This is a genomic window from Actinomyces oris (genome assembly GCF_001553935.1).
Classification (GTDB): Bacteria; Actinomycetota; Actinomycetes; order Actinomycetales; family Actinomycetaceae; genus Actinomyces; species Actinomyces oris_A.
Genome location: NZ_CP014232.1, coordinates 1,875,916 through 1,901,144, shown reverse-complemented (window position 1 = coordinate 1,901,144; position 25,229 = coordinate 1,875,916). Strand labels below are relative to the sequence as shown.

Below are 25,229 nucleotides of genomic sequence, written 5' to 3'. Positions count from 1 at the left end.
ATGCACTCCTGGCCGCCTCGCCGCTCCCCCGGCGCGGGATGTCAGCGGATGGTCACCTTCCCGTTGGGCGCCACGGAGATGCTGCCCTTCTCGAAGGTCTGGATCATGGTGCCGTTGGCCTGGCGGACTGCGTGCCCGGTAGGCAGCCCCACCTTGGAGCGCTCCCAGCCCGAGTCCGCCCAGGCGTTCAGGATCGAGCCGTGGATGAAGCTGACCCGGCCCCCGGGGCGCCAGTAGGCGATGCCGCCCTCGAAGATCTGGTGGCGGCTGCCGCCGATTCCCGCCACGCCACCACTGCGCGGGTAACCCATGGACCCGGTCTGGTACCCGTACGCGCCCCAGGCGCTGAGCACCGGCTCGCCCACGAACTGCGCACCGGTCGCCGGGCTCCAGTAGCCCACCCCGTGCTCGAAGCGCTGGAACACCCCACCCTTGGTGGAGGCAGTCTCGTTAGAGGTGGGAAGTCCCAGCCAGGAGCGTTCCCAGCCCGAGGCGGCCCAGCCATTCAGGATCGAGCCGTGAATGAAGCTGACCCGGCCCCCGGGGCGCCAGTAGGCGATGCCGCCTTCGAAGATCTGGTGGCGGCTGCCGCCGATTCCCACCACGCCACCACTGCGCGGGTAACCCATGGACCCGGTCTGGTACCCGTACGCGCCCCAGGCGCTGAGCACCGGCTCGCCCACGAACTGCGCACCGGTCGCCGGGCTCCAGTAGCCCACCCCGTGCTCGAAGCGCTGGAAGACCCCACCCTTGGAGGAGGCGTAGACACCAGTGGTGGCCACTCCGATCCAGCCGTTGACGCCCAGGGCGCTGCGCAGGGCGACGGCTCCCGGATGGTCCTGGGCCACGGTCGACGGCGCGTTGCTGCTTCCACCTTGCGGGGCGGAGCCCTGCGCCTTTGCAATGGCGCGGATGGCGCCGAGCTTGGAGTAGCCGACATTGCCGGGGCAGGTGGTGTAGCCGACGTCGCGGTGCCCGAGGATGCGGGGCATGGAGATGGTGGAGCCGGCCTGGTAGCGCTCGGTGGTCCACACGTGCAGGCCCGCCCAGCCGGTGACATCGGAGATACCGGCGCGCTTGAGGAACCATCCGGCCATCTTGCCCACGGAGCTGAGCTGGGCGTCCGAGGGGGACACCGCACTGTAGTCCCCCATCATGGAGATGCCCATGGTGCCGGTGTTGACGCCTCGGGCGTGCGCCCCGATGCTCATCTTGCCGGCCGGTGCTGCCACGGAACCGGAGCGCCCCTCGAAGACGGTGCCGAACTTGTCGACGAGGAAGTTGTAGCCGATGTCGCCCCAGTCCAGGGTGACCGCGTGGTAGTAGTAGATGCCCCGCACGATGGAGGCGGACTGGCCTGCGGAGTAGCTGTTGGTGCCTGCGGTGTGGTGAACGACGACGTGGCCGGCTCTCGCGTACTCGGGATCCCAGCTCATGTAGGAGGCATTGGCCCCCCATTCAGCTCGGGTGGTCACCGCGACCGGCAGACCGTTGGCGGATGTCGCAGCCGGTGCGAGGGCGGGCGCAGCTGCTGGTGCGGCTGATACAGCGGCCGGTTGAGTGGCCCACGCCGGGCTCGCAGATGGCGCCATGGCAGCCGGCTCCACCCGGGCGCCATGGTCCTCAGTGGCGGAGGCATCCTCAATGACGGGGGTCGGTGCGGCCTGGGTGGTCGTGAGATCCCCGGCATCAAGGACCTCCTCGCCCTGCGGGCGGGAGGGGACCAGGGCCAGCTTGAGCCCGGCGGGAAGCGAGCTGCCGACGACGGAGGCCTGGATCGCGTCGGCCCCGCCGGTGACGAACTCCCCCGTGCCGGAGGTGGCGCGGTCATCGCGGCCGGCGTCGGCCGCCTCATTGAGGTACCAGGGCGACCAGGTCCCGTTCTCCCGCACACGCAGGTAGATGCGCACGCCTTCGGGCAGGTCGGCGCTGCCGGCCCAGGTGAAGCCGGCGACGAAGAAGCGGTCGACCTCGAGTGGGTCGGTCAGCAGGGTGGCGTCCGCCTGCGGGTCCGTAGCCACCGGCAGGATCGACGGGGCCGGCGCGTCGGCTGCGCCCGTGGCCTGAGCGAGAGCGGGCACGGCAGCGGTTGCGCTGCGCACCGGCGTCGCACTCGCTGAGGCGGCAGCGGCGGAACCGGCCTCCTCCCCCGTCGAGGTCTGGGCGTCGTCGAGACCCGACTGCGCGACCTCGGTGGCCTGCCCGCCGGCGGTGGTCAGGTCGAGGATCTGGACCGGTGCGGGGGCCTCGCCCTGGCCACTGGAGTCACCGGCGTCCGGCGCGGCACCGGCCACGGGCACCAGGCTGGACAGGAGTAGTGAGGACAGGGCGATGAGCCCGGCGGAGCGGCACGCGTGCGCATGGGCGCTGAGACCACCGGCATGGCCGCTGAGGCGATGGCCACCGCGAGGGGCGATGCGGCCAAGAGCGCGAGGGACGTTCATGGGGTTCCTTTGAGGTGATACCGACGGGCGTCCATCAGGCCTCACCATCACAACCGACGACGCGCTCCCTCGAGAGGCACGAAATCTAATTTCTGAGCAATTTCCAAGAGATTGCTGATAGTTTACTGATAGTTACGGAGGGAGCGTGACGCCGACGGACGCATCGGCGCCCAGAATCCCACCCACTCCCCCACCTTTTCTTGAGGCTCCGCGGTTTAACCGCTTCACGACGCAACTATTGCAATCCAGTCTCACCGCCCCGGAGCCCTCAGTCCGGCTGCGCCTGCCCAGCGGCCACGCCCCACGGCCTCCCGTGGGCTCGAACGAGCTCCTGTGGCATGATGGCGTCGGCCATGATGGGCGCTCAGCGCCCCCAGTTCCCACGTATCGGAGCGAGTTCTATGCACGTCCTCATCACCGGAGGCGCCGGCTTCATCGGCGCCAACTTCGTCCACCAGACCCTGGTACGCCACCCCGATGCCACCGTCACCGTCCTGGACAAGCTCACCTACGCCGGGAACAAGGGCTCGCTGGCAGACCTGGATGACCGTGTCACGCTCGTCGTCGGAGACATCGCCGACGCCGACGTCGTCGACCCGCTCGTGGCCCAGGCCGACGTCGTCGTCCACTTCGCGGCCGAGTCACACAATGACAACTCGCTGCGCGACCCCTCCCCCTTCATCCAGACCAACCTCGTGGGTACCTTCACCCTCCTGGAGGCGGTGCGCCGCCACAAGGTGCGCTTCCACCACATCTCCACCGACGAGGTCTACGGGGACCTGGAGCTGGACGACCCGGCGAAGTTCGAGCCGACGACCCCCTACAACCCCTCCTCCCCCTACTCCTCGTCCAAGGCCGGAAGCGACCTGCTCGTGCGCGCCTGGGTGCGCTCCTTCGGCGTGGAGGCCACGATCTCCAACTGCTCGAACAACTACGGGCCCTACCAGCACATCGAGAAGTTCATCCCGCGTCAGATCACCAACCTCATCGATGGCGTGCGCCCCAAGCTCTATGGCGCCGGTGAGAACGTGCGCGACTGGATCCATGTCCTGGACCACAACGACGCCGTGTGGGACATCATTGAGAAGGGCCGCATCGGCGAGACCTACCTCATCGGCGCCAACGGCGAGAAGAACAACAAGGAGGTCGTCGAGCTGATCCTGGAGCTCATGGACCACGCTCCCGACGACTACGAGCACGTCGCCGACCGCCCCGGCCACGACATGCGCTACGCCATCGACAACTCCAAGCTAGTCGAGGAGCTCGGCTGGGCGCCGAAGTTCACCGACTTCCGCTCCGGCCTGCAGGCCACCATCGACTGGTACCGAGACAACGAGGCCTGGTGGCGCCCGCTCAAGGCCGAGGTTGAGGCGAAGTACGCCGCCCAGGGGCAGTGACCGAGCAGTGCCGCCATCGAGCCGCCATCGATGAGTCGTGACGTGTGGGGTCCCCGCGGGGGCCCCACACGTGTTTCCGCCCTGCGCCCAACCTCCCGCCCCGGTCGCCTGCGACGTCGGGCAGTGACGACATGCCTGTTCGCATCCGCGTTCGCGGCGGTGGACACCGTCTCGCACCTGGTCGGCCGAGTCCAGAGGACCACCGGAATGCTCCTGGAGGGGTCCTTCAACCCGGTGCGGCTGCTGATCGCCCTGGCTGTCAGCGGTGCCGCGTGCTGGGGCTTCCTGACCCTGGTGGATCTGTCCGCGCGGCGCAGAAGCACCGGATCGCAGCAGGGCGACAATCGCCACCGCGCGCGGCGGCTGGCAGCGTGGGCCTTCCTGATCCCGTTGACCTGTTGGTCCCTGCTGTATGCGCACCTGTGGCCGATGGCCTCGATGAACGATACGGCCTGGATCCTGACGGATCCGTTCGGCACCGGGGCCCAGCATCCCATCGCCTACAGGCTGGTCGCCGGGGCCCCGTTCCGCTTGGGACGCATGCTCGGAGGCGACCCGGTCGGCGTCGTGCTGCTATCGGTGGGGCAGATGCTGCTGTGGGCGACCTGCGTGAGCGGTCTTGTCGTGTTCCTGGACCGCAAGGGAGCCTCGCGCGCGGCGAGCGGGTCTGTCATCACCTATTGCGCACTGATGCCGCTGATGGCCGACTACTCCTTCGCCGCGGTCAAGGACTCGGCCTTCTCACTGTTCGCCACTGCGCTTGTCCCCGTGCTGCTGGCGGTGCGCGCTGGAGCTGGGAGACTCCTGTCGGCACGGCGGGGTACCGCCGTGGTCGTTGTGGTCCTGGCGGGCTTCGCGCTCATGCGCAGTAACGCCCTGCCGGTGGTCCTGGTCATCCTGGCCCTGATGGCGTGGTGGTCAAGGGCGCGTCTGCGCCGAGCGCTGGCGGTCAGCGCAGTGGTCCTGATCGTCGTGGTCACCCCTTCAGCGCTGACGACTCGCTCCCAGCACGCCGAGGAGGCCGTGGGCATCCCGTTGCAGACGGTCGGTTACACCCTGACCCACGACGCCGACTGCCTGCCGCCGGCGAGTCGGCAGGTCTTCAACAACGTTTTGGCTCCCGAGACCTGGAAACAGGCCTACCGGCCTTCCAGTGTCGATCCGGTCAAGGACTCGCCGGCCTTCAACGGGGCCTACCTCGATGCGCACCGCGGCCAGTTCCTCTTCGCGTGGGGACGGGCCCTGGTGGCGTGCCCTCGGCCATTCGTCACCGGCTTCCTCATCCATACCACCAACCTGTGGCGCTTCGACGCCGATCCAGTCGGCACCGATGGTCAGTCCCGTTTCATCTCCGTGGTCTCGAATCACCCGGCCGACCGTGATGAGCTGATCCGCTCCTACGCCCGCGCCGGTGTCGTCAACCACTCGCTCCTGCCAGGACCTGTGCGCCCGGTGGCGGGTGCCGCCGTGCGGGCCATGGAGCTCACGCCGGGCCCGGGAACCTGGATGTGGGTGACGGCTCTGAGCGTGGTCGGCTTCGTCTATGCCGGGAGGCGTGAGTGGGTGGCGATCTACGCCCCCGTCATCCTGGTGTGGGCGACGCTCATGGTCGCAGCCCCCACCGTCACGCCGTTCCGATACATGGCGCCTCTCATCATGGCGGCGCCGATCGGCCTGGCCGTCCTGCTGGGGACCGACCGAGCCGCCTTGCACCCCTCTTCTCGAGGAACAACCACAAGCGATGATACTATATGTGGTACCATTCTGAGATGCCAAGCGTCGCGAAGATCCTCGCCAAGATGCAGGACAACCCACGCGGAATCGCTTACACAGAACTCATGAAGGTCTGTGAGCACTACTTCGGGAAGCCTCGAAGTACCGGTGGATCGCATGCAGTATTTAAAACCCCTTGGCCCGGAGATCCTCGCGTCAACATCCAGAATGACCACGGGCGAGCAAAGCCGTACCAGGTGAGGCAGGTTCTCGCCGCCATTGAGAAGAAGGGGGAGATGGAAAAATGAGTACAGCCATCGACACTGCGAGGTACAGCTTCCGCGTGACATGGTCAGCGGAGGACGACGAGTTCGTCGCCACCTGCGTCGAATTTCCTTCACTCTCCTGGCTGGCCGGAACCCCTGAGCTGGCGTTGTCCGGTTTACGCAACCTCGTCAGTGACGTAGTCGCCGACCTCCTTGCGTCGGGGGAAGCGGTGCCAGAACCTCTGTCTACCCGTCACTACTCGGGCAAGTTCCAGCTGCGCCTCGGTGAGGATCTGCACCGACGCCTGGCCATGGAAGCGGCAGAGCAGTCCACCAGCTTGAATCAGTACGTCGTGCAAAAACTGGCCGCGGTCTCCTGACCCGCCCCCTATCACCTCAGTAAGACGGCTACCGCCTCAGTCGCAGGCGGTGATGCGCCACAGGGCGGTGCTTCCCTCGGAGTCGATGAGCTCGAGCCCCTCGGTGGGGACCTGAGTCAGGCGCGCGTCCCAGCGCAAGGGGGCGGCGCCAGTGACCGAGCCCGAGGCCGTCGCATCCGAGCTGCTGTAGAAGTAGCGCACTCCCAGCTGGTTGAGAAGTGCGCAGGTCTGGGAGCCCTTCTGCCCCAGGGAGGGCCAGGCTGATGCCAGCGCGGCCTCCGGGGTGCCCGGCGCAGCTGCGGCGCGCATCGGGTAGACGACATGCACCCCGCCCAGGGACCACAGGTGGGCAGCCCCCCTCGACGGCGCCCCCAGGACGACGGCGTCGTCGGGCAGCCTGCTCCGGGAGCGCTGAATGAGTGTGATGGCGTCCTTAGTGAGCAAGGTCCCGTACTGAATGCGCTGCGGATCGTAGACGGAGGCGACGAGGGCCCGCTCCACGGGGACTCGCGCCGCCACCGGCAGGAGCACGATCGCAACCAGCATGGCGGCCGCCATCCGCCTCGGCCGCGCTCCGCCCAGTCGCGAGGCCGTCCGGCGCAGCAGCGCCCACAGTCGTTGCCCGGGCTGCCCGGCACCACCCTGGGCCAGGAGGATCAGAGACGGCAGGATGGCCAGGGGGAGGATTCGGGCCTTCTGCAGGTACCAGGGCGAGCCGAGCTGCCGACCCGCCCACTGCGGCCCCCCTGTCAGGACCAGCAGAGTCAGCGCCAGCAGCCACATGACGAGCCAGGGGCGCTGGTCCCGCCGCGAGCGTGCCGACCATGCCGCCCCCAGGGTGAGCAGGCCATACGCGATCCCGATGGGCACGGTGGCGCCGGGGACCGCCCCGTACATCGGGAGGTCGATGAGTGCCTGGCCCAGGGTCGCCACGGCGCCGGCCACTCCGCCGGCAGGACGCTCGTAGCCCAGGACGGAGGCCAGGGAGCCGCGCATGAGCCAGCCCCCCGTGGCCAGGGCCAGCATGACCCCGGCCGCCCCGACCGCCAGGAGGACTCGACCGCCCCTCCGGCCGGCGCTGCGGCGCCACCAGGAGGCGACGGCGTCGGTCAGGAAAGGCAGGGTGAGGATCGCCAGGTTGAACAGACCGGTGCCGTGCGCGGCCACCACGCCTCCGGCGACGGCCAGCACGAGAAGGACCCATGTCAGGTGAAGGCGCCTCGATACGGCGCCTTCACGCATCTGGTCGTAGAGCACGAGGGCGCCGGGGAGCCCCAGGACGCTCAGGGCGTAGGGCCACACCGCCAGCGAGGTCATGAGCAGCAAGGGGAAACCCACGAGCCCAGCGCTGAGCGCGAGCACCGAGGCGAGCGCACACACCTTTTGGCGTCGCTCGGCACCGTCGCCGACCGAGTCGGAGGCGGAGTCGAGTCCGGTGACCCGGGCGAGTAGCCCCAGAAGGCTCAGCGGCCAGATCACGGCAGTCAGAGCCAGGATCCCGGCAGTACTGGCCGGGACCGGACCGCCCGGCGCCAATGCCACAGCCCCGTGCCACACGGTGGGGTAGTAGATGGCGCGACCCGAGTAGAGGGACGACAGGCCCCCCAGCATGGAGGCGTTGCCCCCTTCTCGGATGGCTGCCACCGCGTTGAGGTGGAAGGTCGCGTCAAAGGCCTGCGCGGGGTAGCCGGGGCTCGGCAGACAGGACAGGATCACCCCGGCCGGCACGAGGACGGCCACGCTCAGACCACCGGCCAGGATCATCCGCTCGGCCCGGCTCCACGGCATCCCCTGACGCCCTGGCCCCGCTGCAGGGCCGGCCACCAGGCGCATGAGGAGGGTTGATCCGATGCTCAGGGCGGCGATGATCGCCCAGCCCCAGGGACGCCACGTCAGCGCCAGGGCGTGGGTGAGGATCTCCGCCGCCCCGATGAGCGCCGAACCGATGGCCGGGGCCACCGCCAGGGACGGCAGCGCCCCCAGGCGGGCGGATCGTCCGATGACCCAGCCGGGTACGAGCAGCAGCCCGGCCATGACGAGCGTGGCGGCCGCCAGGCTCCAGCCGGAGTCTGCGTTCAGCCCCGCTGCCATGCTCGCAGCCATTCCTGCTGCTGGTCTCAGAAGGCCTCTGCGGTCACTCGCCTCCGCCGATGGTCAGGCGCGGCACACCGGTCCACTTGGCGGCGTCCGTGGCGCGGCGGCCGTCCAGCAGGAGACGCAGCCCGGGCAGGTCGGCGGCCGAGAGCTCGCCGTACTCGGGGTGGTCGGCCTGGACGATGGCGACGTCGACCTGCTCCCCCAGGTGGTAGGGGGTCCAACCGAAGCCGGCCAGCTCCTCGTCGGTGTACATGGGGTCGTGGACGAGGACCTCGGCTCCGGCCTCGCGCAGGGCCTCCACGGTGGGGAAGACGCCGGAGAAGGCGGTCTCCTTGACCTTGCCGCGGTAGGAGGCTCCCAGCACGACGACGCGCAGGCCCTTGAGCGAACCGAGCACCTCGGTGGCCCGGCCCACTACGTAGGCGGGCATCGTGGCGTTGAAGGTGCGGGCGGTACGCACCACGGAGGCGTCGGGGTCGGTGGACAGGTACAGGCGCGGGTAGACCGGGATGCAGTGCCCGCCCACCGCGATACCGGGGCGGTGGATATGGGAGTAGGGCTGGGAGTTGCAGGCCTCGATGACGCGCTCGATGTCGAAGCCGGCCTTGTCGGCGTAGACGGCGAACTGGTTGGCCAGGCCGATGTTGACGTCGCGGTAGGTGGTCTCGGCGAGCTTGGCCATCTCAGCGGCCTCGGCAGTTCCCATGTCCCACACGCCGTTGGGGCGGGGCAGGTCATCGCGCTCGTCGAAGTCGAGGACGGACTCGTAGAAGGCGATGCCGGCCTGGGTACCGGCCTCGTCCAGACCGCCCACCAGCTTGGGGTAGCGGCGCAGGTCGGCGAAGACACGGCCGGTGAGGACTCGCTCGGGACTGAAGACCAGGTGGAAGTCCGTCCCCTCCTTCAGGCCGCTGATCTCCTCGATCATGGGCTTGAAGCGACCCCGCAGCGTGCCCACGGGCAGGGTGGTCTCATAGGAGATGAGGGTGTTGGGGGTCAGGTGGGCGGCCAGGGAGCGGGTGGCGTCGTCCATCCAGGCGAAGTCCGGCTCCCAGGTGGCGTCGTTGACGAAGAGCGGCACAACCAGCACGATCGCGTCGGCCTCGGGGATGGCCTCGGCATAGTCGGTGGTGGCGCGCAGGGCGCCGTTGCCGGTGGCGGGGCTCAGGGCGGCGAGCTTCTCAGCCAGGTGGGCCTCGCCGGGGAAGGGCTCGGTCCCGGCGTTGACGGCCTCGACGACGGCGGGGTTGACGTCGACCCCGATGACCTCGTGGCCTTTGTCTGCGTACTGGACGGCCAGGGGCAGTCCGATCTTGCCCAGGGCGACGACGGCGATGCGCATGCGGGTTGGTCCTTCCGTGGCTTCAAGAGTGGCGAGTCAACCATACTCGTTCGTCCTCGTGAGAGGTCACGTCAGGAGGGTCAGTGCGGGAGCGCGGTGCAGTGACCGCGCCTCGTCCCTCACGTAGCCCGCGGTTGCTCGTCGGGTGTCCAGCACAGGTCGATCCGGTAGACCGCTGCGGAGCCGCCCTGATCGATGAGGGTGAAGCCCTCGGAGAGGTCGACGTCGTAGAAGCCAGGACGCAACCTGGAGTTGGGGATGCCGTTGAACTTGGTGTCCCGGTCCGCGTAGAAGTAGTGGATGCGGTGCTTGCGCAGAATGCTGCACACCTTGGGATCAGTACGAATATCTGAGAAGTGCTGGGCGAGGTACTCGCCGTCGGGGTCGGAGAAGGACCGCCCCATGTAGTAGGAGGTCACCTTGATGTCGGACACCGCGGGCAGGAAGGCCATTCCCGAGGCGGGGTCTCCCGTCATCAGCTGCTCGGGCGGGATCTCCGCCCGCAGACGCGTCATCAACGCCAGCTCGTCGGCGTCAAAGCTGTAACGCGGCTCCTCGAGCCTGGCCGGCCACACAGCGTCGTGAAGGTCGCTGCGCATGAGCGTCCACAGCATCGAGGTCGTCAGCCAGACGATGAGGACGACGACGGTGACGGTGCTCCACCCCAGGGGGAGTCTCAGACGCGCCGCCACCCTCTCGAACAGGTGAGACATCGCCAGCGCCAGCAAGGGAGCAGTCGTGAGCGTGCAGGTGCCCACGACTCGATAAGAGTTCACGTAGTGAAGGCTGGCCACGTGAGTGAGCACGGGGATGGAGACCAGGCTTCCCAGCAGGACGCCCATGAACGCCAGCCACAGCGCGCACAGCCACCGGGTCCGGCGGTTCTTCCAGGCGACCGCCAGACCGATGAGGGTCAGGACCGGGACCGCCACGTAAATGACGCTTGAGGGGTGATGGAGGTCCGTGCCCTTGAGGCGCAGGGTCGCCATGACCAGGAGCTTGGGGCCCAGGTGGCCCCAACCGCGCTCGGGGTAGCGGCCAAACTGCGTCTGCTGCGGCCCCGGTGAGACGATAAAGGCGACGATGAGCAGGCAGATCGTTGCACTGGCAGCGGCGAGCAGCCAGGTTCTTCTCCGGTCTCCTTGAGCATGCGCCGAGACGGCCGCCTGCGCGGGCAGCCAGACAGCGAGCGCAGCGACGATCCAGAAGACGACACCGACGGCGGCCGGGTGCGCCATCGCCAGACCAGCCAGAGGAATGGCTCCGGTAGCGATCCGCCCCAGCCACCTCTTCCATGGGACGCGCCAGTCGCGACCAGCCTCCAGGAGCCAGGCCAGAAAGCCCGGAACCGTTGCCAGTGCCATGACGTAGGGCCACATGCCGGCCGCCAGCTCGAGCCGCAGGGGGAAGGCCGGAAGCAGGAACGTCGCCGCGATCGCCCAGAGCCAGGAGCGAGGATTCTCGGGGAACAGGCGCTGGCACAGGACGGCGATACCGGCGACCCACACCAGAGGTGCCATGAGAAGCAGGGTGTTGCCCGCCACCAGGGCGTACTGGGAGCGGAAGTCGATCAGCGCGCCCAGCGAGTGCCAGACGTTGGGGTAGTAGGAACGTCCGTCGCTCAGGCCGAGCAGCCCCTGGTTGGCCGACATCGGGTCGGCGTTTCCGGTGCGCGCCATCAACCAGATCTGGTTGTAGTGGTAGGGGGCGTCCCCGCCCTGCATGATGAGACGCGGTCCCATGGCGCTGATGACCGGCAGGATCGTCACCAGCCAGGCTGCTATGACACCCAGAAACTTGGGCAGCACCTCCTTGGCCCGTTGCCAGACCCTCTCCATCCCCCCAGGACGCGAGCGCCACGTGATCGCCCGGCTCAGTGCCGCGACACCCGCCAGGAGCAGGAGCACGGTGGTGTAGCTGTACCTGCTCCAGACCACACCGAAATGGTGCATGAGCACGCTGGTGAGCCCCACGAAGGCGAAGGTCCATGCCGGTGCGGCCACGACCCTGACCACGAACGGTCCGGCATTGAAGATCGTTGCCAGGAAGTAGCCGGGGCCGTAGAACAGCGCCACCAGTGACAGCACCAGCGGAAGGAACAGCGCCCATTCAAGAAGTGCGGTCATCGGCGACGGGACCTGCCTTCTGCCACGATCTCGTTGATGATGGCAGCCGCCACCTGTCCCAGGCGGCGAGCGGATACGTGCTCCAGGGCCCAGGCCCGCAGCTGCGTCGCAGGGCGGACAGCCGTGGCGACCGGAGCCGAACGGGCCTGAGAGGCTGCGGGTGCGGCGGCGGGGCTCTCGTTCAGGGCGAGGTCGGCCATGGCCTGGGCCACCGCGTCGGCGTCGTAGGGCACTGCGACACCGAGACCCTCCTGGACCACCTGGCGGCCCGCGTCCTCGGCCCCCGCATAGATGACCGGGGTTCCGCAGGCGGCGGAGGCAAAGGCCTTGGTCGGGAAGGCGAAGCCGTAGGGTCCCGGCTTGACACTGGCCAAGGTCGCGACCGACGAGCGGATCCACTCCGCGGTCTGCTCCGGTGACATGCGCCCGAGGACCTGGACGGCCCCCTCAGGCAGGGACTCGGCCTGGCTCCTGATCTCGGCGAAGGACTCCCCCTGGCCGATGAAGACCAGGCGGGCCGTCGGATCGCGCTGCAGCAGCGCCCTGAAGGCCTCGACGAAGATCTCCGCGCCGTGCACCTCGGAGGCGGTTCCCGCGTAGACGAACAGCGGTCCGGTGGTATCGACCCGCTGGCCCTCGGGCGTGAACACGTCGGTATCGATGCCGAAGCCCAGCCGACGGGTACGGGCCGAGATCCCCCGTCCCGCCAGCCGTTCCTCCATCCCCTCGTGCACGGTCATGAGGGTGGAGGCGCCGTTGAGCACCCAGTTCTCCAGCCGAGTGAGGACGGCGCTCACCACCGGCGGAGCGGTGGTCTCCTTGACAGCGTCCGACCACAGGTCGGCCGCCCGGTACGCGTAGGGCACGCGACGCAGGGTGCACACGACGCGCACCACGGCGCCCGTTGTCGGGGGAGGCTCACAGATCACCACATCCGGCCTGCGCTCCAGGAGCAGTCGGAAGAACAGTGGGATGTCGAAGGACATGTACTGCACGTAGCCGCGGACGTAGCCGGCCTTGTCGCGCAGGACGGGGGCGCGTCGCACAGTCAGCCCAGGATCGTCGCGGACCTCGAACTCCTGGGGGCCCGGCTGGTGAGCACAGTGACGTCGAAGCCCTCACGCACCAGGCCGTCGGCGATGGCCCCCAGAGCGAGGGAGGCGGCGGCGGGCTCGGGCCTGAACAGCCGACTGACCATCACGGCACGGGGCCTGCGAGCGGGCTTCCCAATGTTGTCAGCCATGGTCGCGCTCCTTCACGGGTTGGTGCCTCGCCGGCACTCCAGGCGATCCGGCGAGCTCCTCAGCCACCTGGCGAGCCCTGGCCTGCCAGGTCTGACTCGGTACGACCTGGCGCATACGCCGGCGCACCGCCTCGATCTCCTCAGGCGTCTCACGCAGGTGACGCAGCAGTGCGCTGAGGGCTTCGACGTCGTACTCGAGCACCCACCCGATCCCCATCTCCTGGACGAGACGCCCGGTCTGGGTGCCACGCACGGCGATGACGGGCAGCTCGTGGGCCAGGTACTCGTAGAGTTTGTAGGGGACGGCGAAGTCCCAGTACGGGTTCGGTTCGGTGAACAGCACCCCGAGGTCGGCGCGCTCGTAGAGCGGAAGGAGCTCACTGCCGGAGCGATGGACGACGTCGGCCCGCCCGGCGGGCAGGAGCGGGGCGTAGTGTTCGCGGGTCTCCTCCCAGGTCTCCTGGCGCACGCACAGTGTCACGCGCGTTCCAGGAGTCTGGCTGACAGCTTTCAGGCAGGCGTCAAGTCGGTAGTTGTCCTGCAGGACCCCGACGAACAGGAGGTCCAGCTCCGCTTTGTCCCGGGACTCGCCGACCGGGCGGCCCACGTCCCCGGCCTCGACGACCGGGGCGCCGGGGGGCAGGGCGCTCGCCCGATCCGGAGTGAGGAAGGGAACATGGCGGCCCATGGCCCGACTGGGCAGGAAGAGGTGGATGCCCAGGCGCCGGTAGGCCAGAAGCTCACCGCGGTAGGTCGCCTGGAGACCGGCCTCCAGGATCGGGTTGATCCCTTGCCGGAACTGGCGGAAACGCCAGTAGATGTCCCTGTAGAAGATGCCCACGGGAGCCCCGGCACGCTGGCAGTCGCGGAAGAAGGACAGGTCCAGCAGCGGGTGCGGCGGCAGATGACGGGGCTCGGTCAGGGCGTTGGGGATGGTGGCGTTCTCGCCGTAGACGAAGGCGGGCACGTCACCGGCAGCGATCGCCGCTCGCACCCGGCGCATGGCCTGACGCCGCTCAGCGGCGTATCCGCTGACCTCCATGACCCGGTAGCCGATGTCGGTGAAGGCCTGACGCATCGCAAGGGGCCGCAGGATGGAGGCCGCGAGGCGGCCCGACTGGAGGGGGAAGGGAGTATGGAAGACCATGAGCCTGCCAGCCCCGCCTCCACCATCCATGCTGCTTGCGCTCACGAGGTCACCTCTTGTCTTGTGCCTTGGTCCCGCAGGCGGACAATCCGCCCCGCGGGATGCCCAGAAAGCATCTCACACCTGACCGAACCGACGAGACACATGTCTGTTGCCAGCCACCACAGCATGTCGCTGGTGCCCGCCGGGCGTCAACCGCGTCACGTGTCATAACTGTGACACACTGGGCGCCGTCAGACGGGGCGGACGCACCAACCACCCTTGGTCAGCAGGTTTGAGAAGGCAGGATACGGTGAGCGCTATCGAGGTTGATCTCCGGCTCAGGAGCCCGCACTGGTCCCGGGTGACGACATCAGTTGACACCGTGAACGACGGCAACGGCCTGTGGGTGCGGGCCGACCACGACTGCTCGGACCCGACCGACCCCGAGGTCCTCGTCTCCCACCCGGGGCGCCTGACCGCCATCCAGATCGACGAGGATGAGGTCGTCCTGGCTCAGGACCGTCTGCGCTCATGGCCCTTGTTCTGGTCCCTTGAGGACGGGATGAGCGACGCACAGAGACTGGTCATCAGCGACGACGCAACCCTCATGCGTGAGGCCGTCTCCGCTCCACGCCTTGACGCCCGGGCCCGCCGGGAGTTCCTCGACGCCGGGTTCGTCACCGGCAGCGACACCCTGCTGGCCGGCATCCACCAGACCGAGCAGGGCACCGTCGTGCGCATTGATCGCGCCACGGGGCGGGTACGCACCATTAACCACTCCGTGGCGCAGTTCTCCGAGGAGACGGACGCAGTCGTCGCCCCCGAGGAGTTCTCCGACCTACTCACCGAGGCACTCGACGCCGTCATGGGACGGCTCCTGGTGGACCTGGACCGGCGCCCGGGCACCCCCAGGCTCGTCATTCCGCTGTCGGGCGGGCTGGACTCGCGCCTGCTGGTCGCCTGGCTGACGCTCCACGACGCACTGGACCGGGCAGTGGCCTTCACCTACGGGCGGCCCGGCGCCCGGGAGGTCGAGATCTCACGGAAGGTGGCCCAGGCCGTGGGCCTGGAGTGGCACGCCGTGGACTACGATCCGGCCGTCCTGCGCGAGGCGTGGCAGACCCAGGAGGCCGCCGACTTCCTCACGGATGGCTACGCCCTGGGGGCCCTGCCGCACGTCCAGGACTGGTGGGCGCTGCGCACCCTCCTGGCACGCGGGACGGTGCGGCCCGGTGACATCCTGCTGCCGGGGCACACGATCGTGGGCAACATGCACGACGAGCATCTGCTCGACGGGCCTCCCGCCACCCGCAGCCAGGTGGCCAAAGCGATCATCACCCACCACCAGGGGCTCCAGGGTGAGCAGAACCAGGCCTGGGCTGACCCCTACCGGACCAGGAAGGTCAAGGAATTCCTGGCGCTGCGGCCGTTTACCGGCAGCCCCCGTGACGTGCAGAGCATCCTGGAGTCCTACAACGTCCGCGAGCGGCAGACCAAGTACATCAACAACTCGGTGCGCGCCTACGAGCACCTGGGCCTGGAATGGGCCCTGCCCATGCTGGACGTAGAGTTCTGGGACGCCTGGCACCGCGGTGCCGTCGAGCTGACAGCCACGCGCGACTTCTACGCCGTCTTCATCGGGCGCCTGTGGGCTCAGGCGACTGCCCGGGCATCCGGTCAGGAGCAGACCTCACAGGCCGACCTGGCCTACTTCACCCCGACGCAGGTCAACGAGACGACCCGCTCCCGCCTCAAGGCGGTGCTCTCCCGCCTGCACCTGCTGCACCTGGCCGAACGCACCGCCTCGTCGTGGGCCACTCTGCACTCGCCCATGAGCTTCGACGCCTTCATCACCGACACCTCCCGGCCGGCGGCCGCGGTCCAGCTCATGACGGGGCGCACCCTCCTGGGGTTCTGGGCCCGGGCATTCATCACCGACACCTGGTGCCGCAGGTGCCGCCTGTTCACCGACCTGCCCGTCGCCGACGTCCCACCGGCGGCCGCCGACTCCTCAGGGCAGAAGGCGTAAGGGAGCGAACGCATGCGTGTCACCATCGTCAGCACCTGGTTCCCCACAGAGGTCTCCGCAGGACTGGGCATCTTCGTCGCCCGGCACGCCGCCTCGATGGCCGCCGCCGGACACGACATCCGGGTCGTCCACCTCGTCGCCGCTCACGTCGATGACGGCACGAGACGTACTCGCGTCATGGGTGTGCCGGTCGTGCGGCTGCCCATGACGCCCTCGCGCCCTCATGAGGTGCTGGCCGCCAGACGGGCACTGGGAACGCTGACCGCGGGCAGCGACATCGTCCACACCCACGCCATCTCCACACTCATGCCCTATGCCCTGAGGCGGCCGCGCGAGCCGTGGCTCCACACCGAGCACTGGTCGGGACTGGCCAATGGCGGGGCCGCTCTCGGCACGATCGCGCGCGCAGGGGCCCAGGTGGTGCTGCGTCTGGAGCGCAGGCCCGACGTCGTCACCACCGTCTCCGACCAACTCGCCGCCGACCTGAGGGCCTACCGCCCTCACGGCGAGATCCTGACCGTTCCCAATGAAGTGACTCGTCCCAGCAGGCCCGCCGAGCGTCGGGCCGTCCAGCTGGGGCGGGACGTCCTGCAGATCGTGGGAGTCGGGGGACTGATCGAGCGAAAGCGTCCGGACCTGGCGGTCAGAACAGTCGCGGCGCTGACGGAGCTGGGTGTCCCCGCCCGACTGACCTGGGTGGGCGACGGCCCCCTGGCCGAGCACTGCACCGCTCTTGCCCAGAGCCTGAACGTCGATCTGGAGCTGACCGGTCAGCTCCCCGATGACCTCGTCGGGGAGGTTCTGTCCGTCAACGACCTCTTCCTCGTGCCGACGATGGCAGAGACCTTCTTCCTGGGGGCCGCCGAGGCGCTCGCGGCGGGTCGGCCGGTGGTCACCAGCGACCGCGGCGCGCATACGAGCTTCCTGGACCCCTCCGTCACTGAGATCGTCAGCCAGGACGACCCTCTCACGTGGGCCAGGGCCGTCATCGACGTCATGCACCGTTGCGAGGGGCTGACGGCCCAGGACATCCAGGACACGCTGCCACGGGCCTTCTCCCCCGAGGAGGTGGCGGGCGCCTACGGACGCGCCTACGAGGCCGCCATCAGCGTGCACTCCCGGTGATCTCGCCGCGCGCCTGCTCGTAGAGCTCTCGGCAGGCCCTGACGAAGGTGGCCTCCCCGAACCGCTGGCGGGCGCGGGCCCGGATGGTCTCGGGGCGGTAGCCCCCAGCGCGGATGGAGTCAGTCACGTGGGTGAGCGCCTCGGTCAGGGCGGACACGAGGGCGTCGTCGCTGACCTGGGCCGCGGCGGGCAGGACGACGCCGGTCTCGGGCTCGACCATGAATCGTCCTGCCCAGGTGGGCGTGGCCACGCAAGCCAGCCCCAGAGCCTGGGCCTCGGCCAGGACGGTGCCCCCGGCCTCGACCTCGCTGGCCAGGACGAAGACATCGCTGGAAGCCATGAGTCCGCTGACTTCGTCGTGGGGCACCCGGCCGGTGAAGGTGGAGGTCTGCTCGATGCCCTCGGCCCGAGCCAGTTCTCGCAGGGGCTCGATCTCGTGGGCCTCCCCTCCGACGAGGAGCAGGCGTGTGGGCTCGCGCCCGGCGGCGACATCGGCGCGGGCCAGCCGGGCGACGGCGCGGATGGTCTCCTCGGGGCGCTTGTTACGCCCCAGGTGGGAGACGTGGCAGACGGTCAGGGCCCTGGCGTTGTCGCCATGCCGATCCTGGTTGGCTGGCCTGGGGACATCGAAGACCTCGTCGTTGACCGGAAGGGCGATGCTCCTCCACTCCCCGAGCCGCCAGTAGTCCCTCAGGACCTCCGCGAAGGGGGTGGAGACAACGGCGCGCCCTGGGGCACGTCGCAGGTCGCGCCGCAGAGCCCGGTACCGCCACCCATGCACACTGCGGTCCGTCGAGCTGGGACGGTGCTCGGTGATGGCCAGTGCGGCGCCCCAGCGCTCGGCGGCGTAGCGGCCGACATGGATGCCGGTGAACACCGAGTGGGCGTGAACGACGTCGGGAACCGACTCTCCCCCACCGCTGCTGGAGGATTCAGGCAGGCTGCGAATCGTCTCCTCATAGAGCCGTACCGCTCGGGCGGCCACCGCGCGAGCCACCATCCGGTCCCCGGGCAGAACGCCCTTGGGGATCGTGGGCACCGTGCCGCGCACGACGACGATCCCCTCCTCGACATCCACCGTCAGCTCGCGGCGTGCCTGCCAGAAGGAGACCGGCTCCAGGGCGATGACGCCCACTCGCATCCCGCTGCGCTGAAGCATGCGCGCCTGGTCGCGGAAGAAGGAACCGTTGTGGGGGCGGTTCCGGTCCGGGTACCACGAGGGAGTGAAGACAACGTGCACGTCACTGCTCCTCATCGGTCTGAGAGGTTGGGAGCCGCGGGCGGTGGACGTCCTGACCTCAGGCGTCTGAGACATCGGCTTCGTGGGAGTCATGTCCATGTCTCCTTCCGGTCCGGGCGGACCCGTGTGCGTCGAACTGCTTGGCCGCGTAGTCGGCCAGCAAAGCGTTGAGCACCAGCAGACCCGCCATCATGAGACCCAGCACGTAGCAGGTGGGCATGACCTCCAGCGGCGACCAGTGCAGCCAGGCCAGGGGCGCGGCGGTGTAGAGCAGGGCGAAACCCAGCATCCAGTCCTGGTGCTCGGTGACGACGAACAGGTTGGAGATCGGCGAGGTGATGAGCAGCATGAACAGCCACGGGGTCAGGGCCCTCGCGAAGCTCCCGGAGTCGGCCCATCTGGCTCCGAGGAGGAACGGGAAGAGCCACGGCGAGAGCACGTAGATGAGCGCGAAGGGGACGATGCCGATCAGGACCGCCCGCTTGATGGTGACCCGCACCAACGGCCTCATCTGACCGGGCTCGATCGTGGAGAGCTTCTGGAAGAAGACCTTGGCCACCGCGCCGTTGATGAGGATGAGTGGTGCGTCCAGGTAGCGCCAGGCCGTCTGGAACTGGCCCAGCGCGGAGACCGAGTAGTTCGCGATGAGCAGCTGGATGCCGTTGAGGCGCAGGGCGTCCGCCAGGGCGTTGGGGCCGTTGAGCAGCGGCATGCGCCGGTAGCGGCGGGCCACCCACCTCAGGGACGGCGCCTCCTGGGGCAGTGGGCGCCACAGCTCCTTGGCCTGGCGTCCCAGATTTCCGAAGGCGAAGACCTGGCCGGCGGTGAAGCCCAGCATCAGGCCGGCCATCCCCCCCATTCCCGCGAGGCCGAGGCCGACCTGGCCGACGTTGACGCCGATCTGCTGCTCGGCCTGGTTGATGGCGATGGCGCGGTAGTTGCTGGAGCGGTTGAACCAGAACTTGAACAGCTCCACCCCCGACATGAGGAAGGTGGTCAGACCCACCAAGGGCATCCACAAGGCGACCTCATGCCCCCACCACCGGGTGACCAGACCGTGCAGGGGGAAAGCCGCCACCGTCGCCAGCAGCGAGACGACAGCGATGCACACCAGTCCCAAGCGGGCCACGCTCAGGGCCTCGGGCTCCTTCTTGGGGAGCATGATCGTCATGTCGTAGCGCAGTGCCGCCACCGCGACGAGGATTCCCGCGACAGAGGTGTAGATCGCCATCAGTCCCAGGTCACGAGGTGTGTAGATGCGCGCCAGCACGATCGACATGCCGAAGCTGACCACCTGGGCCACAGCCGTCCCGGTGACGAGGGTCAGCACGTGCCCCAGCAACGGCGAGGACTCCAGAAGCGCCGACACGCGGCGGCGAACCCGCCCGATCAAGCCGCCTGAGGTGGGCGCCGCAGGATCGCCTGCGGCGCCCTTGGCGGAGCCACTCACAAAGTGACCGTCCGATTCTCGCTCGCCGAGGTCAGGACCGCCTCGACGACGTCGAGCGTGGCCACGCCCTCGGCCATGGTGACGTGGCGCTGGGCCACGCCGCGCACGGCGTCGCGGAAGTTCTCCTGCTCCAGGGCCAGCGGCTCGCGCTTGGGGATCGCGTAGCGGATGACATCGCCCTCGCTGACCCCCCGGAAGGCGGCGACCTGGTCCCAGGTGGAGGCCACGGTGCCGTTGGCGTGGAAGGTGAGGTCCCCGGTGAGGGTGTCCGCCACGAAGGCGCCCTTCTCCCCGGTGACGATCGTGACGCGCTCCTTGAAGGGTGTGAGCCAGTTGACCTGGTGGCTGACGACGATGCCGCCCTCCAGCAGACCGGTGGCCACCATCATGTCCTCGTTCTGGCGGCCGGAGCGGTGCGTGACCTGCGCGGCCACGGAGGTGTAGCGGGCGCCGGCGACCCAGGCGGTGAGGTCGATGTCGTGGGTGGCCAGGTCCTTGACGACGCCGACGTCGCTGATACGGGCCGGGAAGGGGCCCTGGCGGCGGGTGAGGACCTGGTAGACCGCACCGAGCTCGCCGGCGTCGAGGCGCTCGCGCAGGGCCCGCAGGGCGGGGTTGCAGCGCTCCACGTAGCCGACGGCGCCCACCAGGCCCCGCTCGGCGAAGGCGGCGGCCACGCGGCGGCCCGCTGCGGCGTCGTGGGCGATGGGCTTCTCCACCATGGTGTGCACGCCCGCCTCGGCCAGGGCCAGGGCGACGTCCTCGTGGTAGACGGTGGGGACGGCCACCATGGCGGCGTCCAGCCCGGCGTCGATGAGGGCGTGGATATCGGGCAGGACCGGCAACTCTCCGGCCACACCGAAGCGGTCGCCGCCGGGATCGGCCACGGCCACGAGATCCATGCCCTCGGTGGCACGGATGACCCGGGCGTGGTGGCGTCCCATGGAGCCCAGGCCGATGAGGCCCACGCGCAACGGGTTGTCCGCCGTGCCCTTGTCGGTGAGGTAGTGGACCTCGGGAAGCGCGGTGGTGGCCTGCCCGTCGAGGGCGACGTTCTCGCTCATGTCAGGCACCTGCCTTGACGGTGGCGGCCACGGCCTGGCCGATGCGCTCCAGGTCCGCCTCGCTCAAGGAGGGGTGGACCGGCAGGGAGAGGCACTCGCGGGCGGCCTTCTCGGTGCCGGGCAGCTCGAGGCCCTCGGCGTAGTGGGCCAGGGAGGCCAGACGGTGGTTGGGGATCGGGTAGTAGACGCCGCTGCCGACCTGCCACTCCTCGCGCAGGGCGGCCTGGACGGCGTCGCGCTCGGCGCCCGTGGCCCCCTCGAGGCGGATCGTGTACTGGTGGTAGACGTGCGTGTAGCCCTCGGGGATGAAGGGGGTGACGACGCCGTCGACGCCCGCCAGCAGCTCGTTGAGGCGCGCGGCGTTGGCCTGGCGGGCAGTGGTCCAGCCTGCCAGCTTGGTCAGCTGGACACGGCCGACGGCGGCGGCCACGTCCGTCATGCGGTTGTTGAGGCCCACCAGCTCGTTGGCGTACTGCTGCTCCATGCCCTGGTTGCGGATGAGGCGGCAGCGGCGGGCCAGCTCGGCGTCGGCCGTGGTGATCATGCCGCCCTCGAGGCTGGTCATGTTCTTGGTGGGGTAGAAGGAGAAGGAGCCCCAGGCTCCGAAGGTGCCCACGGGCTTGCCGTCGATGGCGGCGCCGTGCGCCTGGGCGCAGTCCTCGAAGACGGCCAGGCCGTGGCGCTCGGCGATGGCGAGGATCTCCGGCATGTTGGCGGGCAGACCGTAGAGGTGGACCACCTCGATGGCCGCCGTGCGCTCGGTGATGGAGGCCTCGATGCTGGCGGGGTCGAGGGTGAAGGTCACCGGGTCGATGTCGGCGAAGACCGGCACGGCGCCGCTGATGGCCACCGAGTTGCCGGTGGCGGCGAAGGTGAAGGAGGGGACGATGACCTCTGGGGCCCCGCCGGCGCGCTCCTGGAGCTCGCTGGCCAGGGTGGCCACGTGCTGGGCCGAGGTGCCGGAGTTGACGGCCACGCAGTGGACGCCGTCGACGACCTGGGCGGAGAACTCCTCCTCGAAGGCCTTGACCTGGGGCCCCTGGACGACCATGCCCGAGGTGAGGACGGCGTCGACGGCGTCGCGCTCCTCCTGCCCGATGATCGGCTTGGCTGCTGGGATGAACTCGCGTGACATCAGTGGGTGACCTCTCGGATGGTGGTGGATTCGGAGCTGGACTGCGCGCCGGACCCGGCAGCGGGCTCGGCATCGAACTGCTCGTACAGGGTCCCGGTGACGGGGCAGCGCCAGCGCGGGGCGCCGTCGGGGCCGGGGTCGGCGGGGGTGAGGGGCTCGCCGGCGCGCCCGACCCAGCCGATGCGGCGGGCAGGGACTCCGGCGACCAGGGCGTGGGCGGGGACGTCCTTGGTGACCACGGCGCCGGCGGCCACCGTGGCCCAGGCCCCGATGCGCACCGGGGCAACGCACACGGCGCGGGCGCCGATCGATGCGCCCTGCTCGATGGTGACTCCCACGGGCTCCCAGTCGGCGGCCGACTTGAGCGAGCCGTCGGGGTTGACGGCCCGGGGGAAGTGGTCGTTGGTCAGCGTGACCGCCGGACCGATGAAGACCCCGTCGGCCAGGCGGGCCGGCTCGTAGACCAGGGCGTAGTTCTGCACCTTGCAGCTGTCCCCCATGACGACGCCCTCACCGATGTAGGCGCCGCGCCCCACGATGCAGTCCCGTCCGAGGACGGCGTGCTCACGGACCTGTGCGAGGTGCCAGATGCTGGTGCCCTCTCCGAGCACGGCTTCCTCGGAGACATCGGCGGACGGGGCGATGCGGGTGGCCACGGCGACTCCTGTGCGGGCGGCTCGCACCGCCCTGACGATCGAATGAGTCCGGGCAGCCTGGTGGCTGCCGGAAGCCGTGCCGCTCCGGTCGCCCGAGGCGGCGGCGCTGCACGACCTGCCCCATCCTAGGGGACTGATCCTCATGAGACGACGCCTGGGCACGCCCCGAAGGAGACCTACCCCACCAACGCCGACCGCCTCCGCCTCCCGCAAGAGGGCTGGCGCCCCATCTTCGCGTGCAAGAATGCGGTGGTGACTACCTCCACCGCAACGCAGACCGGGGAGCCCACCCCGGTGTCCCCGGTCACCGACACCTGGCTCGTCATCCCCCTGTACAACGAGGCGACCGTCGTGCGCGAGGTCATCTCCCAGGCTCGCACCATCTTCCCCTATGTCGTCGTCGTCGATGACGGCTCCAAGGACGCCTCGGCCCGGGAGGCCGCGGCCGCGGGGGCCGTCGTGGTGCGCCACCCGATCAACCTCGGCCAGGGCGCAGCGCTGCAGACGGGCTTCTCCTACGTCCTGGAGAAGACCAATGCCGACTACGTCGTCACCTTCGACGCCGACGGCCAGCACTCCCCCACCGATGCCGCCGCCATGGTCGCCGCGGCGCGCGACGAGGATCTCGCCGTCGTCCTGGGCTCACGCTTCCTCGAGGGCCCGTCCCCGGTGGGCTGGCTCAAGCGACTCGTCCTGCGCACAGCGGCGGCCGTCAGCTCGCACACCTCCGGCATGCGCCTGACCGACGCCCACAACGGCCTGCGGGTGATCCGCCGCGACGTCCTGGAGCAGCTCGACCTCAAGCAGAACCGGATGGCGCACGCCAGCGAGATCATTCGCAAGATCGGTGCCACCGGCATGCCCTGGCGCGAGTTCCCGGTGCACATCGTCTATACCGAGTACTCCCGCTCCAAGGGCCAGTCCCTGTGGAACTCGGTCAACATCCTGGTCGACCTGCTCTTCTCCTGAGCCCGGCACGGAAGGCACAGCCCATGATTCATCAGTTCGCCGCCCAGGTCACCCCGATCACGAACCACCAGCTCTACATCCAGGCCGCCCTGATCCTGGCCGTGATCGCCGTCGGCTGGATGATGCTGCGCACCCCCGGCGGGGCCCGCCACATGGCCGCCCGCAGGCTGGTCACCCTGGCCTTCGTGGCCTTCGCCGTCTTCAACATCACCTTCCCCTGGGTGATGAGCTCGATCGCGCACCGGATGGGAGTCGGGCGAGGCACTGACTTCCTGCTCTACGCCCTGGTCATTGCCTTCCTGGCGCAGATCCTCTCCTCCTTCCGGCGCAACAGCGCCAGAGAGCGCCAGATCACTCACCTGGCTCGACGCATCGCCCTGGACAATGCCCCCGAGCCCCCCGCTGCCGCACGGCTCACTACTGAGGCCGACGACTGAGGACTGACCCCGAGGCGCCGCGAGCGCACCGGGCGCTTCCCCCTCAGGATCGGGAGGCGCGAACCTCGAACTCCTCACGCAGGCGCAGACCGCCAGTCAGCAGCCAGCGCACCGGCGCCTGCCACGGGGCGTCGTAGACGCCCCTGAGGTAGTGCCGGGCTGAGGCGTGGTGCGCCCGGATCATCTTCTCGGGGCGAGCCTTCCAGCTGGCCCCCTGCTCGTGGACGACGACGGAGCCCGGCACCTGCACGTTGAGCCAGCCGGCCCGCCCGACCCGCTCCCCTAAGTCCACGTCCTCGAAGAACATGAAGTACTCGTCGTCGAAGCCCTCCAGGCGCCTCCAGGCGGCAGCGGGCAGCAGCAGGCAGGCCCCGGAGAGCCATCCCACCGTTCGGGTCTCCTCAGAAGTCCCCTGTCCGGCCGTGTGATAGGCGGCCGAGAAGGGGTTGTCCGGCCAGATTCTGCCCAGGACGGCGTGCCCGGCGCCCTTGACCAGGGAGGGCAGGGCGCGCCCGGAGGGGTAGACGGTGCCGTCGGGATTGAGCAGGAGGGGGCCCAGGCAGCCGGCCGCCGGGTTGGCCCGGCCCGCATCGATGAGGACGTCCAGGCTCCCGGGCCTCCAGACGAGATCAGGATTGGCCACCACGATCCAGTCCTCCTCCAGATCCGCGGCCGCAAGGTTGGCGCCCGCCCCGTAACCGAGGTTGGTGCCGTCCCCGACGACGCGCGCCCCGTGGCGCTGAGCAGCAGCAGTGACGACATCGTGCTCGGTGCCGTTGTCCGCGATGACGACGACGAGTCTGCGCGCCGTCGCCGTGGCCAAGGAGGCCAGGAAGCGCTCCAGCTCCTCTCCCGGGTTGAAGGCGACCGTCACCACTCGCACACTCTGCTCGTCGGGAGCGAAGGCATCGGCGCCCAAGCCCTCCCGTACCTGATTCGAAGCACTGGCGGGAGTGGCCGAGGCGCTGTTCGGCGTGGGTTTGGCAA

At 69.2% G+C, this 25,229-nt stretch carries 20 protein-coding genes; 7 read left to right on the top strand and 13 right to left on the bottom strand.

All coding sequences use genetic code 11. The features are described 5' to 3' along the window. Positions 1-41: 41 nt before the first annotated feature. Positions 42-2,444, bottom strand: a complete 2,403-nt coding sequence (locus AXE84_RS07750) for an N-acetylmuramoyl-L-alanine amidase (protein ID WP_060957460.1) — start codon at positions 2,442-2,444, stop codon at positions 42-44. A 401-nt stretch (positions 2,445-2,845) separates the two neighbouring features. Here AXE84_RS07750 and rfbB point away from each other — a divergent pair, with 401 nt between their 5' ends. The 3 genes from rfbB (at position 2,846) to AXE84_RS07735 (ending at position 6,200) form a co-directional block, all read left to right on the top strand. Beyond that, positions 2,846-3,841 (top strand): dTDP-glucose 4,6-dehydratase, encoded by a 996-nt coding sequence (rfbB, locus tag AXE84_RS07745; protein WP_060957459.1) that lies wholly within the window; start codon positions 2,846-2,848, stop codon positions 3,839-3,841. Positions 3,842-4,048: 207 nt separating this feature from the next. After that, complete coding sequence (locus AXE84_RS07740; RefSeq protein ID WP_236750022.1) at positions 4,049-5,683, top strand: DUF6020 family protein; 1,635 nt, start codon at positions 4,049-4,051, stop codon at positions 5,681-5,683. A 175-nt stretch (positions 5,684-5,858) separates the two neighbouring features. Next, positions 5,859-6,200: a type II toxin-antitoxin system HicB family antitoxin gene (locus AXE84_RS07735; protein WP_010614134.1), complete on the top strand. Its 342-nt coding sequence runs from the start codon at positions 5,859-5,861 to the stop codon at positions 6,198-6,200. Positions 6,201-6,236: 36 nt separating this feature from the next. On the opposite strand, the gene AXE84_RS07730 is transcribed toward AXE84_RS07735, so the two are convergent. The 6 genes from AXE84_RS07730 to AXE84_RS07705 all read right to left on the bottom strand — a co-directional run bounded on the left by AXE84_RS07730 (position 6,237) and on the right by AXE84_RS07705 (position 14,200). Continuing rightward, a complete protein-coding gene (locus tag AXE84_RS07730; RefSeq protein WP_236750021.1) occupies positions 6,237-8,291 on the bottom strand; it encodes a DUF6541 family protein in 2,055 nt (684 codons plus the stop codon). Positions 8,292-8,334: 43 nt separating this feature from the next. Further along, on the bottom strand, positions 8,335-9,639 hold the full coding sequence (locus AXE84_RS07725) for a nucleotide sugar dehydrogenase (RefSeq protein WP_003787076.1): 1,305 nt from the start codon (positions 9,637-9,639) through the stop codon (positions 8,335-8,337). Positions 9,640-9,758: 119 nt separating this feature from the next. Continuing rightward, on the bottom strand, positions 9,759-11,765 hold the full coding sequence (locus AXE84_RS07720) for a DUF6541 family protein (protein WP_060957457.1): 2,007 nt from the start codon (positions 11,763-11,765) through the stop codon (positions 9,759-9,761). After that, complete coding sequence (locus AXE84_RS07715; RefSeq protein ID WP_060957456.1) at positions 11,762-12,811, bottom strand: glycosyltransferase; 1,050 nt, start codon at positions 12,809-12,811, stop codon at positions 11,762-11,764. The genes AXE84_RS07720 and AXE84_RS07715 overlap by 4 nt, the downstream gene beginning before the upstream one ends. Before the next feature lie 2 nt (positions 12,812-12,813). Continuing rightward, the gene (locus AXE84_RS07710) at positions 12,814-13,008 is read right to left on the bottom strand and encodes a hypothetical protein (protein WP_060957455.1); all 195 of its coding nucleotides are present in this window, start codon (positions 13,006-13,008) and stop codon (positions 12,814-12,816) included. Then, complete coding sequence (locus tag AXE84_RS07705) at positions 13,001-14,200, bottom strand: glycosyltransferase family protein (RefSeq protein ID WP_236750020.1); 1,200 nt, start codon at positions 14,198-14,200, stop codon at positions 13,001-13,003. Before AXE84_RS07705 ends, AXE84_RS07710 begins: the two co-directional genes overlap by 8 nt. Positions 14,201-14,498: 298 nt before the next feature. Between AXE84_RS07705 and AXE84_RS07700 the strand changes: the two genes are divergently transcribed. Together AXE84_RS07700 and AXE84_RS07695 are read left to right on the top strand one after the other, a co-directional pair. Beyond that, entirely contained in the window at positions 14,499-16,166 is a 1,668-nt protein-coding gene (locus AXE84_RS07700) for a 7-cyano-7-deazaguanine synthase (protein WP_081093124.1), read from the top strand. A 12-nt stretch (positions 16,167-16,178) separates the two neighbouring features. Then, a complete protein-coding gene (locus AXE84_RS07695; RefSeq protein WP_060957452.1) occupies positions 16,179-17,291 on the top strand; it encodes a glycosyltransferase family 4 protein in 1,113 nt (370 codons plus the stop codon). Here the strand turns inward: AXE84_RS07695 and AXE84_RS07690 are convergent. The 5 genes from AXE84_RS07690 to AXE84_RS07670 all read right to left on the bottom strand — a co-directional run bounded on the left by AXE84_RS07690 (position 17,272) and on the right by AXE84_RS07670 (position 22,836). Next, positions 17,272-18,531, bottom strand: coding sequence for a glycosyltransferase (locus AXE84_RS07690; RefSeq protein ID WP_236750019.1), 1,260 nt, complete (start codon positions 18,529-18,531; stop codon positions 17,272-17,274). The genes AXE84_RS07695 and AXE84_RS07690 overlap by 20 nt on opposite strands. Before the next feature lie 58 nt (positions 18,532-18,589). Next, positions 18,590-19,888 (bottom strand): lipopolysaccharide biosynthesis protein, encoded by a 1,299-nt coding sequence (locus AXE84_RS07685; protein ID WP_236750219.1) that lies wholly within the window; start codon positions 19,886-19,888, stop codon positions 18,590-18,592. An 89-nt stretch (positions 19,889-19,977) separates the two neighbouring features. Continuing rightward, on the bottom strand, positions 19,978-21,045 hold the full coding sequence (locus AXE84_RS07680) for a Gfo/Idh/MocA family protein (protein WP_060957449.1): 1,068 nt from the start codon (positions 21,043-21,045) through the stop codon (positions 19,978-19,980). Position 21,046: 1 nt separating this feature from the next. Beyond that, positions 21,047-22,180 carry a DegT/DnrJ/EryC1/StrS family aminotransferase gene (locus AXE84_RS07675; protein WP_010614122.1) on the bottom strand — a complete coding sequence of 378 codons (1,134 nt, stop codon included), beginning with the start codon at positions 22,178-22,180 and terminating at the stop codon, positions 21,047-21,049. Continuing rightward, entirely contained in the window at positions 22,180-22,836 is a 657-nt protein-coding gene (locus AXE84_RS07670; RefSeq protein ID WP_060957448.1) for an acyltransferase, read from the bottom strand. The genes AXE84_RS07675 and AXE84_RS07670 overlap by 1 nt, the downstream gene beginning before the upstream one ends. A gap of 252 nt (positions 22,837-23,088) precedes the next feature. Between AXE84_RS07670 and AXE84_RS07665 the strand changes: the two genes are divergently transcribed. Together AXE84_RS07665 and AXE84_RS07660 are read left to right on the top strand one after the other, a co-directional pair. Next, positions 23,089-23,805: a glycosyltransferase family 2 protein gene (locus AXE84_RS07665; protein WP_010614119.1), complete on the top strand. Its 717-nt coding sequence runs from the start codon at positions 23,089-23,091 to the stop codon at positions 23,803-23,805. A gap of 23 nt (positions 23,806-23,828) precedes the next feature. Next, entirely contained in the window at positions 23,829-24,242 is a 414-nt protein-coding gene (locus AXE84_RS07660; protein ID WP_010614118.1) for a DUF2304 domain-containing protein, read from the top strand. A gap of 43 nt (positions 24,243-24,285) precedes the next feature. Here the strand turns inward: AXE84_RS07660 and AXE84_RS07655 are convergent, their stop codons facing one another. Then, positions 24,286-25,161, bottom strand: a complete 876-nt coding sequence (locus tag AXE84_RS07655) for a glycosyltransferase (protein ID WP_010614117.1) — start codon at positions 25,159-25,161, stop codon at positions 24,286-24,288. Between the last annotated feature and the right edge of the window lie 68 nt (positions 25,162-25,229).

Coding starts and splice junctions, on each gene's coding strand:
- AXE84_RS07750 (WP_060957460.1), bottom strand. CDS start 2,444: ATGAACGTCCCTCGCGCTCTTGGCCGCATCGCCCCTCGCGGTGGCCAT.
- rfbB (WP_060957459.1), top strand. CDS start 2,846: ATGCACGTCCTCATCACCGGAGGCGCCGGCTTCATCGGCGCCAACTTC.
- AXE84_RS07740 (WP_236750022.1), top strand. CDS start 4,049: ATGCTCCTGGAGGGGTCCTTCAACCCGGTGCGGCTGCTGATCGCCCTG.
- AXE84_RS07735 (WP_010614134.1), top strand. CDS start 5,859: ATGAGTACAGCCATCGACACTGCGAGGTACAGCTTCCGCGTGACATGG.
- AXE84_RS07730 (WP_236750021.1), bottom strand. CDS start 8,291: ATGGCAGCGGGGCTGAACGCAGACTCCGGCTGGAGCCTGGCGGCCGCC.
- AXE84_RS07725 (WP_003787076.1), bottom strand. CDS start 9,639: ATGCGCATCGCCGTCGTCGCCCTGGGCAAGATCGGACTGCCCCTGGCC.
- AXE84_RS07720 (WP_060957457.1), bottom strand. CDS start 11,765: ATGACCGCACTTCTTGAATGGGCGCTGTTCCTTCCGCTGGTGCTGTCA.
- AXE84_RS07710 (WP_060957455.1), bottom strand. CDS start 13,008: ATGGCTGACAACATTGGGAAGCCCGCTCGCAGGCCCCGTGCCGTGATG.
- AXE84_RS07695 (WP_060957452.1), top strand. CDS start 16,179: ATGCGTGTCACCATCGTCAGCACCTGGTTCCCCACAGAGGTCTCCGCA.
- AXE84_RS07680 (WP_060957449.1), bottom strand. CDS start 21,045: ATGAGCGAGAACGTCGCCCTCGACGGGCAGGCCACCACCGCGCTTCCC.
- AXE84_RS07675 (WP_010614122.1), bottom strand. CDS start 22,180: ATGTCACGCGAGTTCATCCCAGCAGCCAAGCCGATCATCGGGCAGGAG.
- AXE84_RS07660 (WP_010614118.1), top strand. CDS start 23,829: ATGATTCATCAGTTCGCCGCCCAGGTCACCCCGATCACGAACCACCAG.